Origin of the sequence: Variovorax sp. WS11, assembly GCF_010499245.1 — a bacterium.
GTDB lineage: Bacteria > Pseudomonadota > Gammaproteobacteria > Burkholderiales > Burkholderiaceae_C > Variovorax.
In genome coordinates this window covers 3,305,137-3,318,709 of record NZ_JAAGOW010000001.1, presented here as the reverse complement: position 1 = coordinate 3,318,709, position 13,573 = coordinate 3,305,137, and the positions used below count along the sequence as shown (strand labels likewise).

The following is a 13,573-nucleotide window of genomic DNA, read 5'->3' as shown; positions in this document are numbered from 1 at the left end:
AAACGGGGATCAAGATCAAACAATTAACTTGCACACAACTTAATTGAACACTACAATTCACCTCATGCCCTCCAAAGCCACCGCCGACGAGATGCTCCAGCTCGACAACCAGCTCTGCTTCGCGGTTTATTCCGCCTCGCTGGCCATGACCAAGCTGTACAAGCCGCTGCTCGACAAGCTCCACCTCACCTACCCCCAGTATCTTGTGATGCTGGTGTTATGGGAGCGTGACGGCCTGATGGTGTCGGAGCTGGGCGAGCGCCTGTCGCTCGACTCGGGCACGCTGACGCCGCTCCTCAAGCGCCTCGAGGCCAATGGCCTGGTGGCACGCATCCGCGACGTGGCCGACGAGCGCCGCGTGCACGTCAGCCTCACGGCCGCCGGGCGCCGACTCAAGGCGCGCGCGGCTGCCGTGCCGGCCTGCCTGATGGCCGCCAGCCAGTGCTCGATCGAAGAGCTGGTGGCGCTCACGCAGCAGGTCCAGCAACTGCGGGACCGCGTGAAGGCGGCCGCCTAGGTTTTTTCCGTTCCCACCCGCTTCGGCATCGAAGCATCTTTTCCGCAACCACCAACCTGAAGGAATCATCATGGTCAAGCAGCTCGACAAGGTCCTCTACACCGCCCAGTCCCACACCACCGGCGGCCGCGACGGCGGCGCCGGCCAGTCCAGCGACAACGCGCTGGAGGTCAAGCTCAACCCGCCCGGCTCCGGCAAGCCCGGCACCAACCCCGAGCAGCTGTTCGCGGTCGGCTACTCGGCCTGCTTCATCGGCGCGATGAAGGCGGTGTCGCCGAAGATCAACGTCAAGGTGCCGGAAGACGTCGCGGTCGACGCCAGCGTCTCGCTCGGCCCGACGGACGGCGGCAAGGCCTACGGGATCGCGGTCAAGCTGGCGATCACGCTGCCGGGCCTGGACGACGCGCAGAAGAAGCTGCTGGTCGAAACCGCCCACCAGGTCTGCCCGTACTCGAACGCCACCCGCGGCAACATCGAGGTCGAGCTCGCGATCGCCTGATAGCGGCTCAGCTCGCCCGGCCCGGCGCGGCGTCACCCAGGTGACGCCGCGCCGGGCTTTTTTCATGCAACGGACGCAGCTTCGCGCTAAGGTGCTTTTCATGAGCACCACCACCCAGCTGCTGATCCGCAAGGACGATCTTTCTTCCACCCGTGTGCGCACGACCGAAGACGCGGCGCTGGCCGAGGGCCAGGTCCGGCTGCGCATCGACCAGTTCGCGCTCACGTCCAACAACATCACTTACGCCGCCTTCGGCGAGTCGATGAACTACTGGCAGTTCTTCCCGACCGGCGAGGAAGGCTGGGGCTGCATCCCGGTCTGGGGCTTCGCCTCGGTCGTGCAGTCGCTGCATCCAGGCGTGGCGGTGGGCGAGCGGCTCTACGGCTACGTGCCCATGGCCTCCAGCGTGGTGCTGGCGCCCGAGCGGCTCTCGCCCGCGCGCTTCGCCGATGGCACGCCGCACCGGACCGGGCTGCCGCCGGTCTACAACCAGTACTTCCGCTGCACGCGCGACCCGCTCTACACCTCCGACTCCGAAGACCTGCAGGCCCTGCTGCGCCCGCTCTTCATCACCTCCTGGCTGATCGACGACTTCTTCGACGACAACAACTTCTTCGGCGCGCGGCCGGGCATCGCCCTGCTCTCCAGCGCCTCGAGCAAGACGGCCTACGGCACCGCCTTCCAGATGCACCAGCGACCCGGCATCGAGGTGGTCGGCCTGACCTCGGCGGCCAACAAGGCCTTCTGCCAGAGCCTGGGCTGCTACCACCGCGTGCTGGTCTACGAGGAGCTCGACCAGGTCGCGACCGATATGCCCTGCGTGTACGTGGATTTCGCCGGCAACGGCGAACTGCGGCGCGCGATCCACACGCGCTTTTCGCAGCTGCGCCACGACTGCGTGATCGGCGGCACGCACGTGGAGCAGCTCGCGCCCGCCGGCACCGCCAAGGAACTGCCGGGGCCGCGCGCCGCTTTCTTCTTCGCGCCGGCCCAGATCAAGAAGCGCACCGAGGAATGGGGCGCCGAGGGCTTCGGCCAGCGCATGGTGCAGGCCTGGCAAAGCTTCCTCGCGAAGGTGGCGCGGCCCGCGACGCCCTGGCTGACGGCCGAGCACCACGATGGCGCCGAGGCGGTGCAGGCCGCCTATGCGCAGGTGCTGTCGGGCCGGGGCGATCCGCGCATCGGACATATCTTGTCGCTGTCCAGGTAGCGACAATGGGCGGATGACTTCTGCAGAGAAAGCCGCCGGCGCCCATCCCTACGAATCGCTCACGCCCGACGTGGTACTGGACGCGCTTGCCGGGTTCGGCCTGTACGGCGACGGCCGGCTGATGGCGCTGAACTCCTACGAGAACCGCGTCTATCAGGCCCACCTGGAGGACGGCCGCGCGGTGGTGCTCAAGTTCTACCGGCCGGGCCGCTGGAGCGATACGCAGATCGCCGAGGAGCACCGCTTCTCCACCGAGCTGGCCGCAGCCGAGGTGCCGGCGGTCGCGCCGCTCGCGCTGGAGGGCGCGACGCTGCACCACCACGGCGGCTTTGCCTTCAGCGTGAGCCCCTACCGCGGCGGACGCCAGTCGGAGCTGGACGACTTCGAGGTGCTCGAATGGGTGGGCCGCTTCCTGGCGCGCATCCACACGGTGGGCGCGGCGCGGCCCTTCGTCGAACGGCCGGCGCTCGACCTGCAGAGCTTCGGCCTGGCCTCGCGCGACTGGCTGCTCGAACACGAGATGATCCCGCTGGACGTGCAGCGCGACTGGGAAAAGGCCTGCAGCGAGGCCTTCGAGATGATCGCTCTCACGGCGCTGGGCGCAGACACTTACACCGAGTTGCAGAAGCTGCGGCTGCACGGCGACGTGCATCCCGGCAACATCCTGTGGACACCCACCGACCGCCCCGACGGCGGCCCGCACTTCGTCGACCTCGACGACACCCGCACCGGCTTCGCGGTGCAGGACCTCTGGATGCTGCTGTCGGGCGATCGTGCCCAGCGCACCGCGCAACTCAGCGGCCTGCTCGAGGGCTACGAGCAGTTCCGCCCCTTCGACCGGCGCGAGCTGGCACTGATCGAGCCGCTGCGCACCCTGCGCCAGATCCACTACAGCGCCTGGCTCGCGCGGCGCTGGCGCGATCCGATCTTCCCGATCAACTTCCCCTGGTTCGGCTCGAGCGACTACTGGAAGGAGCAGATCCAGATGCTGCAGGACCAGTGCGAGGCGATGGCAGAGGAGCCGCTGTACGCGTGAGCTGCTGGACGAAGCTCTGCACCACCAGGTTCTCCGGGCCGTTGCGCCACACGCAGTAGGCGTCGGAGTGCGCCACGTCGTCTTCCAGGGGGCGGAACACCGCGCCGCGCAGCATCGCATGCCGGAGCGCGCTGGGCACCAGCGCCACGCCCATGCCCTGCGACACCAGCGAGACCACCGACAGCCAGTGGCGCACCTCGTGCCGCACCTCGGGGCGGAAGCCGGCGTCGGCGCAGATGGCGAGGATGCGCTCGTGGTAGTCAGGCGAGGCGCTGCGCGAGAACAGCACGAAGGGCTCTTCGCGCAGGCTGGCCAAAGCCACTGAGCGGCGCCGCGCCAGCCGGTGCCCCGCCGGCAGGCAGGCGACGAAGGGCTCCGACAGCAGCAGCGCATGGCTCAGCTCGGCCGGCATGCGGCTGGTGTGGACGAAGCCCAGGTCCATGCGGTCGTGCAGCAGCTCGGCGATCTGCTCGCCTGAATTGAGCTCCGCGAGCGTGATGCGCACCGCCGGGTGCCTGGCCTGGAATTTCGCGAGCGCCTGAGGCAGGCCGCGGTAGAGCATGGCGCCGACGAAGCCGATGCGCAGGCGCCCGGCCGCGCCGCGCGCGACGTCGCGCGCCTCCAGCGCGGCCTCCTCGGCCTGGCGCAGCAGGCGGCGCGACGAAGCCTGCAGGGCCTCGCCCGCGGGCGTCAGCCGCACCTCCTTGCTGTTGCGCTCGAAGAGCCGCGCGCCCACAGCGTCCTCCAGCTGCCGGATGGCCACGCTCAGCGGCGGCTGCGAGATGGACAGCCGCCGGGCCGCGCGGCCGAAATGCAGCTCCTCGGCCAGCACGACGAAATAGCGCAGGTGGCGCAGCTCCATGGCCCTTCTCCAACGATAGGCAGATCGGATCGATCCAGACCCAATCAATATTAGACAGGAATCGTCGGGGCTCGAACAATGCGGCCGAACAAGGAGACACGCCATGACCCGCGCCGCCGAACACCCAGTCCCCGACCGCCACGGGCAGAACCTCTACAGCACCGACGCCGAGCTGCTGAAGCTGCTGCCGCTGTACCTGCCGCCCGCGCTGCTCGCCCACATGCAGCCGCACTTCGAGCGCCTGGGCACGCTGGCCGGCGGCCCGCTCGACGAGCTCGCGCACACCGCCGACATCAACCCGCCCACGCTCTCGCACCGCAGCCGCACCGGGCTGGACGAGCAGAAGGTGGTCAAGCACCCCGCCTACGTCGAGATGGAGCGCCTCGCGCTCAGCGAATTCGGCCTGGCCGCGATGTCGCACCGCGAGGAGACGCTGGGCTGGAAGGGCAAGATGCCGCCCCTGGTCAAGTACGTGCTGACCTATCTCTTCGTGCAGGCGGAGTTCGGCCTGTGCTGCCCGGTCTCGATGACCGATTCGCTGGCGCGCACGCTGCGCAAGTTTGGCAGCCCCGAGCTGGTCGAGCGCTTCCTGCCGCGCTTCCAGTCGCTGGATTTCGACACCCTGGCCCAGGGCGCGATGTTCATGACCGAGCAGGCGGCCGGCTCCGACATCGCCGCCACGCTCACCCGCGCCTCGCAGGACGAGGCCCGCCAATGGCGCCTCAGCGGCGACAAGTGGTTCTGCTCCAACCCCGACGCCGACTTCGCGATGGTGCTGGCCCGCCCCGATGGCGCGCCCGCGGGCATGAAGGGCGTGTCGCTGTTCCTGCTGCCGCGCCGGCTGGACGACGGCACGCTCAACCACTACCGCATCATCCGGCTCAAGGACAAGCTGGGCACGCGTTCGATGGCCAGCGGCGAGATCCGGCTCGAAGGCGCCATCGCCCATCTGGTGGGCGAGCCCGGCCGCGGCTTCCAGCAGATGGCCGACATGGTGAACAACTCGCGCCTGTCCAACGGCGTGCGCGCCGCCGGCCTGATGCGCCGCGCGGTGGCCGAGGCCGAGTACATCGCGAGCCGGCGCCGGGCCTTCGGGCAGCGCCTGGACCAGATGCCGCTGATGCAGCGCCAGCTGCAGAAGCTGCGCCTGCCGGCCGAGCAGGCCCGCACGATGGTGTTCCAGACCGCGCTGGCGCTGGCACGCTCCGACGGCGGCGACGCGAGCGCCTATCCGCTGCTGCGCATCCTCACGCCGCTCATCAAGTTCCGCGCCTGCCGCGATGCGCGCAAGGTCACGGGCGATGCGATGGAGGTGCGGGGCGGCTGCGGCTACATCGAGGAATGGGCCGATCCGCGGCTGGTGCGCGACGCGCACCTGGGCTCGATCTGGGAAGGCACCAGCAACATCGTGGCGCTCGACGTGATACGCGCGGTGCAGCGCGAGAACTCGCTGCCGGTCTTGCAGGCGCACTTCGGCGCCCTGCTCGCCGAGGCCGGCATCGCACCGGCCTTCGCCGCCGCTCTGCGCGATGCCCTCGCACGTGCCGCCGAGCTGGCCCACACGGCCGCGCAGGAAGGCGGCGCCGTGCTGGCGCGCCAGGCCGCCTCCGCCCTCTACCACTGCAGCAGCGCGATCGCGATGGCGTGGGAAGGCGCGCGCGCCGGCTCTGCGCAGCGCGTCGGCTGGGCGCAGGCGGTCCTGCTGCACCGGGTGCTGCCGCGCGACCCGCTCTCGGCCGGCACGGTGCCGGCCGACTGGAACACCGCATCCTGAACACCCCAACGGAGACAAGCTCATGCGACGACTCGCCACCCTCCTCCTCGCCTGCGCCGCGGCCCTGCCGCTGCTGCCCGCGGCCCACGCGGCCGACTTCCCCGACAAGCCCGTCATGCTGGTCGTGCCCTTCCCGCCCGGCGGCCCCACCGACGCGATGGCGCGCACGCTGGCCGCCGAGATGAAGGACCGCCTCGGCCAGCCCATGATCGTGGAGAACCGCGCCGGCGCCGGCGGCAACATCGGCGCCGAGTTCGTGGCGCGCGCGCCGGCCGACGGCCAGACCCTGCTGTTCGGCACCTCCGGGCCGCTCGCGATCAACGCCAGCCTTTACCGCAAGATCGGCTACGACCCGGTCAAGAGCTTCGCGCCGGTGATCCAGGTCGGCCATCTGCCCAACATCCTGGTGGTGCACCCCTCCGTGCCGGCCAAGGACGTGAAGGAGCTCATCGCCTACGCCAAGGCCAACCCCGGCAAGCTGAGCTACGCCTCCTCGGGCAACGGCGCCTCCTCGCACCTCGCGGGCGTGCTCTTCAACTCGATGGCGGGCATCGACCTCCAGCACATTCCGTACAAGGGCACGGGGCCTGCGCTCAACGACCTGCTGGGCGGCCAGGTCGGCATGAGCTTCACCGACGTGCTCACCGCCCTGCCCTACGTCAAGGCCGGCAAGCTGCGGGCGCTCGGCATGGCCAGCGCGGCGCGCTCGCAGGCACTGCCCGAGGTGCCGACCATCGCCGAGCAAGGCCTGAAGGGCTACGACGTCAGCGTGTTCTTTGGCATCGTGGCGCCGGCCGGCACGCCGGCGGATCGGGTCCAGAAGCTCAACCGCGCCTTCGCCGAGGTGCTGGCCTCGCCCAAGGTGAAGCAGCAGTTCGCCGCCCAGGGCCTGGAGCCGCCGCCGGCCACCACGCCCGAGCAGCTCGCGAAGTTCATCCCGGCGCAGATGCAGATGTGGGCCACGGTGGTCCGGCAATCCGGCGCGCAGCTCGACTGAGCACGGGAGTCCTCGCATGAACAACACCACCACCGGCGCGCTCTCCGGCATCCGCGTGCTCGACCTGTCCCGCGTGCTGGGCGGCCCCTACTGCGGCCAGGTGCTCGGCGACCACGGCGCCGACGTGCTCAAGATCGAGCCGCCGCAGGGCGACGACACGCGCACCTGGGGCCCGCCCTTCCGCGACGGCGTGTCTTCCTACTACCGCGGCCTCAACCGCAACAAGCGCGTGCAGCACCTGGACCTGGGCTCGGAGGAAGGCCGCGCAACGCTGATGGCGCTGCTGCCCGAGGCCGACGTGCTGATCGAGAACTTCAAGACCGGCACCATGGAGCGCTGGGGCATCGGCTACGAGACGCTGTCGCAGCGCTTCCCGCGCCTCGTGTGGTGCCGCGTCTCGGGCTTCGGCGCCGACGGCCCGCTGGGTGCGCTGCCGGGCTACGACGCCGCGGTGCAGGCCATGACCGGGATCATGAGCATCAACGGCGAAGCCGAGGGCGGCCCGCTGCGCGTCGGCCTGCCGGTGGTGGACATGGTGACCGGACTCAACGCCACCCTCGGGGTGCTGCTGGCGCTGCAGGAACGCGCGAAGAGCGGCCGCGGCCAGTTCGTCGAGGCAGCGCTCTACGACAGCGGGCTCTCGCTGCTGCATCCGCATGCGGCCAACTGGTTCCTCGACGGCGCGACGCCGAAGCGCACGGGCAATGCGCATCCCAACATCTACCCCTACGACGCGCTGGCGACCGGCACCGATCCGGTCTTCGTCGCGGTGGGCAACGACCGGCAGTTCGCGAGCTTCTGCGGCTGCATCGGCCTGCCCGGGCTGGCGGACTATCCGCTGTACCGCGACGCCCGCTCGCGCTCGGTGAATCGTGAAGGGCTCAAGCAGCAATTGGAAGCCGCGCTCGCAGGCTTCGACGGCCGCACGCTGGTCGAAACGCTGATGGCCGCCGGCGTGCCTGCCGCGCCGGTGCTGCCGGTGGATGCGGCGCTCCAGCATCCGCACACGGCGCATCGCGGGATGGTGGTGGAGCTCGAAGGCGGCTACCGCGGGATTGCGTCGCCGATCAAGCTGAGCCGCACGCCGGCGAGCTACCGTCATGCGCCGCTGACGCCGGGGGAGCGGTTCCTGGAGGGATAGGGAGACGCGCGGCGCGGTCAGCGTCGCCCCATGCTCTCCTGTCGGGTTTTTTGGACTCAGCCGGGCGCGGACCGCGATTCCTGTCGTGAATTTTTGATCAGAACATCGTCCATGTCGGAAATTTTGGCGCTAGTGGTTTTCATGCCAGCAGATCCGATCAGCCGCCTGACTCCCGAAATACGTTAAAAAACGCGACAAATATCAAAACAAAGGCTAATATTTACGACAAACGGGCTCACGATTCTGAACCGAGCCCAAAAAATGCGACAAGACGACGTCCTCTACCTCAACGCCGAACTGAGCCCCGCGGAGCAGCGCGCCGTGCAGCGTCGGGTCGTGGCGGGCGAACTGCACCGCGTGCGGGCTGGTATCGCCACCCCGCTGCCGGAGCCGGAATGGCCGGCGCTCTTCAAGCGTGAGAAGGCCAGGGTCCTCGCCGCGCTCTTCCCGGACGCTGTCGTGGCGTTCCGCAGTGCCTTCGACGGCATGGTCGGCAACACCATCTACCTGGCCGCCGGCTATCGACGAGTCGTTGAACTCCCCGGACTCAAAGTCTCGCTGTCAGTGGGTGCCGGCCCCGTCGACGGCGACACGAAGATCCAGGGACGCCAGCTCTACTTTCCGAGCCGGGAGCGCATGCTGCTCGATGCCATGGCGCCGCCGCCTCGCGGCAACGATCCGGCATATCCCCGGAACATCAGCGCAGAGGAACTCGAGGAGCGCCTCATCTCGATCTGCGACGCGCGGGGCGAGCCGGCCTTCCTGGCCTTGCGCGATCGCGTGAAGGTCGTGGGCGCGCTGCTGAAGACACCCAAGACACGCCTGGACGAATTGGATCGCCTGATGGGTGCGATTCTCGGCACGCGACCCGATCGAAAGATGGCCACGACATTAGGTGCGGGCCGTGCCAGGGGCTACGACGCGCCGCGCATGGATCTGTTCCACAAGCTCGTTCAGGCTCTCAAAGTGGAGGAGTTGCCGCGCATCACAGACGTGGCGGGCGCTCCACCGGCCAGCACCCATTTCGCCTTCCTCGAGTCGTACTTCAGCAACTTCATCGAGGGGACCGAGTTCGAGATCGGCGAGGCTCGCGCGATCGCGCTCGAAGGCAGGATCAGCGAGCTCCGTCCGAAGGATTCGCACGACATCCAGGGCGTCTTCGAGCAAGCGCGAGGCCCCGCCTGGCGCGCACGCGGCATCACCGACATCAGAGCGTTCGACGAGACCTTGCGCGAGCGCCACGCGTTGATGATGGCCGCGCGGCCCGAGGTTCTGCCGGGCGAATTCAAGACCGTGCGAAACGTGGCGGGCAACACCACCTTCGTCGAACCCAGGCTGGTGGTGGGCACCTTGCGCGAAGCCGGCCTGCTTCTTCACGATGTCGACGCGGGCCTTCCGCGGGCGCTCCTGGCGATGTTCATCGTCTCCGAGGTGCACCCCTTCAACGATGGCAACGGCCGCCTGGCGCGCCTGGTGATGAACTCGGAGCTGAGCGCGGCGGGCGAGCTGCGGATCATCGTCCCGACCCTCTATCGCGAGCAGTACCTCGACTGCCTGCGGGAGCTGACGCGCGCGGCGCGGACCGAGCCCTACCTCGATGCGATGACGAACATCCAGCGATGGACTGCAGCGTTCAGCTACGGGGATCTTGATGCGACCATCGATTTGATGAGGCGGTGCAATGCCTTCGAAAGATCACTGGTCAAGCACCGGCTTTTGTGGCCCGAGGGCGGGGGCGAACTACTCACCTGAGCAGTTGGACCCCCGGGGCGCGGTCATGGAATGAGCCAATTGCCGTGCTGTACGCCTGAGTCACGGTTGCCAACGTATGCCAGGAGGCTAGTTCATCGCGCCTTGGCGTGCTCGGCAGCAAGGCGGGCGCGCACTCTGTCAGCGGGGACAGCTCGGGAAGGATCGGCCTTCAATGCATCGTAGGCTGGACCTGCCTGGCTGTGTAGCCAACTCTCGACGGCTCGATCACGCGCCAGAAGTACGCGCGGGCCGTCACGGGTGACCTCGCTTTCGGTGGCGCATTTCCCCGTCCGCACCTTAGCCTTCACCACGTCGGCTAATTCGTTGGGTAGCGTGATGCTCAGTTGTTGCGTTGTTCGCATGGTCAGCCTCCGGACAACAGAACGGACTCAAGACTCGATCGGCAGCCCCAGACTCAGCGGCACCCGCAGGTACCCACGAAAGCGCACGCGCCCGCCGCGCACCGTCGGCCCGCACAGCCGGTAGTCCGGAAAGCGCGCAAGAAAGGCGGCGATGGCCACGCGCGCTTCCAGCCGCGCGAGGTTCATGCCCACGCACTGGTGCGTGCCGGAGCCGAAGGCCAGGTGGCGGTTGGGCGAGCGCGTGATGTCCAGCCGGTCCGGCTCTGCAAACACCGCCGGGTCGCGATTGGCCGCGCCGATGCACAGCGTGATCCGCGTGCCGGGCTGCACCTCGATGCCGCCCACGCTTGTCGCCACGGTGGCAATGCGATTGCCCAATTGGTTGGAGCTTTCGAAGCGCAGGAACTCCTCGATCGCGCCACGGATGAGCGAAGGGTCGTCGAGCAGCCGCTGCTTTTCTTCAGGCCATTCGAGCAGCGCGACGAGGCCGTTGCCGATCAGGTTGGTGGTGGTCTCGTGCCCGGCGTTGAGGATGAAGATGCAGTTCTGGTAGAGCTCGTTCTCGGTCAGCCGGTCGCCGCCGTCTTCCTCGCCCTGGATCAGCCGCGTCAGCACGTCGTGCGCCGGGTCGCCCGGGTGCCGGCGGCGCTCCAGCACCAGCCCGCGCAGGTAGGCCACCATCTCCGTCACCGCGCGATTGCCGGCTTCCAGCTGCGCCGCGCTGGGCTGCGGCTCCAGCGCGCCGAGGATGGCCAGCGACCAGTGGCGCAGCGGCCCGCGCTCCTCGCGCGGCACACCCAGCAGGTTGCCGATGACCTCCACCGGGATGGCGGCGGCGAAGTCCTCGATCAGGTCCACCTCGCCGCCGGCGTGCTGCCGCTCTTCCATGCGGTCGAGCAGGCCCGCGACGAGGTGCGTGAGCCCGTCCTCCATCGATTCGATGGCGCGGGCCGTGAGCGCCCCGGCGATCAGCCCGCGCACGCGCGTGTGCAGCGGCGGGTCGTTGAACACCAGGCTGGTGGTGTGGTGCTCGTAGAGCGGGCTGCCGACGCCGTACTTGGGCGCGTACTCGGCGCGCTTGTCGGAGCTGAAGGCGTGCGTGTCCTTGTAGACCGCCACGCAATCGGCATGGCGCGTGAGCAGCAGCGAGCCGTCGGGCATGCGGCGCACCGGCGTCGCGTCGCGCAGCGCCGCATACCAGGGGTAGGGGTTCTCGTAGAAGGCCGTGCCGGGACTTCGCAGATCGAAGCCCGAGAGATCGACGACACAAGGCTCGGCGTTCATGAATCGCCCCCGTGCGGGATTCGGGCCGGCCGGCGGCGCGGCCTCGGGTCCCCGCCTAGACCAGCAGTGCGTTCACGCGCCGCACATAGGCGGCAGGGTCGGCCGGCAGGCCGCCCTCGGCGAGCAAGGCCTGGTCGAACAGGATGTTCGCCAGGTCCTCGAAGTGCGGCGAGCCCTCCAGCTTTTTCACCAGCGGGTGCTCGGCATTCACCTCCAGCACCGGCTTGACTTCCGGCGCCGGCTGGCCGGCCTGCTTGAGCATGCGCGCGAGCTGGGTGCTCATGCCGCCGTCCTGCACCACCAGGCAGGCCGGGGAATCGACCAGTCGGGTGGTGACGCGCACGTCCTCGGCCTTGTCCTTGAGGGCTTCCTTGAGCCGCTCCAGCATGGGCTTGAAGGACTCGGCCGCTTCCTCGGCCGCCTTCTTCTCGGCCTCGTCCTGCAGCTTGCCCAGGTCGACCGCGCCCTTGGCCACGCTCTGCAAGGGCGTGCCGTCGAACTCGGTCAGGTAGTTGAGCGCCCACTCGTCGACGCGGTCGGTCATCAGCAGCACCTCGATGCCCTTCTTCCCGAAGATCTCGAGCTGCGGGCTGTTCCGGGCGGCGGCCTGGGTCTCGGCGGTGATGTAGTAGATCGCCTCCTGGCCTTCCTTCATGCGCGCCTTGTAGTCGGCGAAGCTGACGCTCACCGTGTCGCTGGTGCTGGAGGCGAAGCGCAGCAGCTTGGCGATGCGCTCGCGGTTGCCGAAGTCCTCGCCCAGGCCTTCCTTCAGCACGGCGCCGAACTCGGCATAGAACTTGGCGTACTTGCCCGATTCGTCGCCGTACTCGGCCGCGGCCTCGGCGGCCAAGGTGGTGTCGGCGTTCTTGTCGACCACATCGGTCACGCCATCGGCCGGGTTGGGCGCGGGCACCGATTCGCCGGAGCCGATGTCGAGCTTGCCGTCATCGCCGCTGCTGGTGGTGGTCTTGCGCTGCTTCTTCGCCAGGTCTTCGAGCATGCCGAGCACGCGCTTGGTGCTGCCCTCGCGGATCGCCTTCACGTCGCGGCTTTCCTGCAGCAGCTCGCGGCTCACGTTGAGCGGCAGGTCGGCCGAGTCGATCACGCCCTTGACGAAGCGCAGGTAGGTCGGCAGCAGCGCCTCGGCGTCGTCCATGATGAAAACGCGCTTGACGTAGAGCTTGACGCCCGCGCTCTTGTCGCGGTTCCACAGGTCCATCGGCGCCTTGGCCGGGATGTAGAGCAGCTGGGTGTATTCGGTGTTGCCCTCCACGCGGTTGTGGCTCCAGGCCAGCGGCGCCTCGAAGTCGTGGCTGATGTTTTTGTAGAACTCCGCGTACTGCTCGTCGGTGATGTCCTTCTTGGGCCGGCTCCACAGCGCGTTGGCCTGGTTGACCGGCTCCCACTCGCCGGTCTTGACCATCTGGCCGCCCTTGTTGTCTTCGCCTTCCTTCCACTCCTCCTTCTCCATCAGGATGGGCAGGGAGATGTGGTCGGAGTACTTGGAGATGATGGACTTGAGCTTCCAGAGGTTCAGGTATTCCTCGGCGTCGTCGCGCAGGTGCAGCGTGACGCTGGTGCCGCGCTGCGGCCGGGTGATGGTGTCGACCTCGAAGTCGCCGGCGCCGGCGCTGACCCAGCGCACGCCTTCTTCCGCCGGCAGGCCGGCGCGGCGCGACTCGACGGTGATCTTGTCGGCCACGATGAAGCCCGAATAGAAGCCCACGCCGAACTGGCCGATCAGCTGGGCGTCGACCTTCTGGTCGCCCGAGAGCTTGCTCATGAACTCTTTGGTGCCGCTCTTGGCGATAGTGCCCAGGTTGTCGATGGCTTCCTGCTGCGACAGGCCGATGCCGTTGTCGGCGATGGTGAGGGTCTTGGCGGCCGGGTCGAAGGACACGCGCACCTCCAGCGTGGGCTGGTCCTCGTAGAGCGCCGGCTGGTCGATGGCCTCGAAACGCAGCTTGTCGCAGGCGTCGGAGGCGTTCGAGATCAGCTCGCGCAGGAAGATTTCCTTATTGGAGTAGAGCGAATGCGTGACCAGGTGAAGCAGTTGCGCGACTTCGGCCTGGAAGGGGAGTTTGGTCTTGGAAAGCGTCATGGCTCGGTAAGGAACAGGTGAAAGGCGCCGCCTTGGGC

12 protein-coding genes are annotated in these 13,573 nt (G+C 68.3%); 8 read left to right on the top strand and 4 right to left on the bottom strand.

Annotated elements, in window-relative coordinates:
- Positions 1 to 64 precede the first annotated feature (64 nt).
- The 4 genes from GXN78_RS16460 to GXN78_RS16445 all read left to right on the top strand — a co-directional run bounded on the left by GXN78_RS16460 (position 65) and on the right by GXN78_RS16445 (position 3,262).
- Positions 65 to 517 (top strand): MarR family transcriptional regulator, encoded by a 453-nt coding sequence (locus GXN78_RS16460; RefSeq protein WP_106559025.1) that lies wholly within the window; start codon positions 65 to 67, stop codon positions 515 to 517.
- Between the two features lie 70 nt (positions 518 to 587).
- Complete coding sequence (locus tag GXN78_RS16455) at positions 588 to 1,016, top strand: organic hydroperoxide resistance protein (protein ID WP_106559024.1); 429 nt, start codon at positions 588 to 590, stop codon at positions 1,014 to 1,016.
- 100 nt (positions 1,017 to 1,116) lie between these two features.
- Positions 1,117 to 2,226, top strand: a complete 1,110-nt coding sequence (locus GXN78_RS16450) for a DUF2855 family protein (protein ID WP_106559023.1) — start codon at positions 1,117 to 1,119, stop codon at positions 2,224 to 2,226.
- A 13-nt stretch (positions 2,227 to 2,239) separates the two neighbouring features.
- A complete protein-coding gene (locus GXN78_RS16445) occupies positions 2,240 to 3,262 on the top strand; it encodes a serine/threonine protein kinase (RefSeq protein WP_106559022.1) in 1,023 nt (340 codons plus the stop codon).
- Here GXN78_RS16445 and GXN78_RS16440 read toward each other — a convergent pair.
- Positions 3,162 to 4,124: a LysR family transcriptional regulator gene (locus GXN78_RS16440; RefSeq protein WP_106559021.1), complete on the bottom strand. Its 963-nt coding sequence runs from the start codon at positions 4,122 to 4,124 to the stop codon at positions 3,162 to 3,164. The genes GXN78_RS16445 and GXN78_RS16440 overlap by 101 nt on opposite strands.
- 103 nt (positions 4,125 to 4,227) lie before the next feature.
- Between GXN78_RS16440 and GXN78_RS16435 the strand changes: the two genes are divergently transcribed.
- The 4 genes from GXN78_RS16435 to GXN78_RS16420 all read left to right on the top strand — a co-directional run bounded on the left by GXN78_RS16435 (position 4,228) and on the right by GXN78_RS16420 (position 9,788).
- Positions 4,228 to 5,898 (top strand): acyl-CoA dehydrogenase family protein, encoded by a 1,671-nt coding sequence (locus GXN78_RS16435; RefSeq protein WP_106559020.1) that lies wholly within the window; start codon positions 4,228 to 4,230, stop codon positions 5,896 to 5,898.
- A gap of 22 nt (positions 5,899 to 5,920) precedes the next feature.
- Positions 5,921 to 6,895, top strand: coding sequence for a tripartite tricarboxylate transporter substrate binding protein (locus GXN78_RS16430; RefSeq protein ID WP_106559019.1), 975 nt, complete (start codon positions 5,921 to 5,923; stop codon positions 6,893 to 6,895).
- Between the two features lie 16 nt (positions 6,896 to 6,911).
- On the top strand, positions 6,912 to 8,036 hold the full coding sequence (locus GXN78_RS16425; protein WP_106559018.1) for a CoA transferase: 1,125 nt from the start codon (positions 6,912 to 6,914) through the stop codon (positions 8,034 to 8,036).
- Positions 8,037 to 8,297: 261 nt separating this feature from the next.
- A complete protein-coding gene (locus GXN78_RS16420) occupies positions 8,298 to 9,788 on the top strand; it encodes a Fic family protein (RefSeq protein ID WP_106559017.1) in 1,491 nt (496 codons plus the stop codon).
- Positions 9,789 to 9,880: 92 nt separating this feature from the next.
- Here GXN78_RS16420 and GXN78_RS41255 read toward each other — a convergent pair whose 3' ends face one another.
- From GXN78_RS41255 to htpG, 3 genes are read right to left on the bottom strand one after another with little or no spacing between them, the layout of a single operon-like run.
- Positions 9,881 to 10,150, bottom strand: a complete 270-nt coding sequence (locus GXN78_RS41255; protein ID WP_106559016.1) for a type II toxin-antitoxin system ParD family antitoxin — start codon at positions 10,148 to 10,150, stop codon at positions 9,881 to 9,883.
- Positions 10,151 to 10,177: 27 nt separating this feature from the next.
- A complete protein-coding gene (locus GXN78_RS16410) occupies positions 10,178 to 11,434 on the bottom strand; it encodes a cytochrome P450 (RefSeq protein ID WP_106559015.1) in 1,257 nt (418 codons plus the stop codon).
- A gap of 55 nt (positions 11,435 to 11,489) precedes the next feature.
- Positions 11,490 to 13,535, bottom strand: a complete 2,046-nt coding sequence (gene htpG / locus GXN78_RS16405; RefSeq protein WP_106559014.1) for a molecular chaperone HtpG — start codon at positions 13,533 to 13,535, stop codon at positions 11,490 to 11,492.
- Between the last annotated feature and the right edge of the window lie 38 nt (positions 13,536 to 13,573).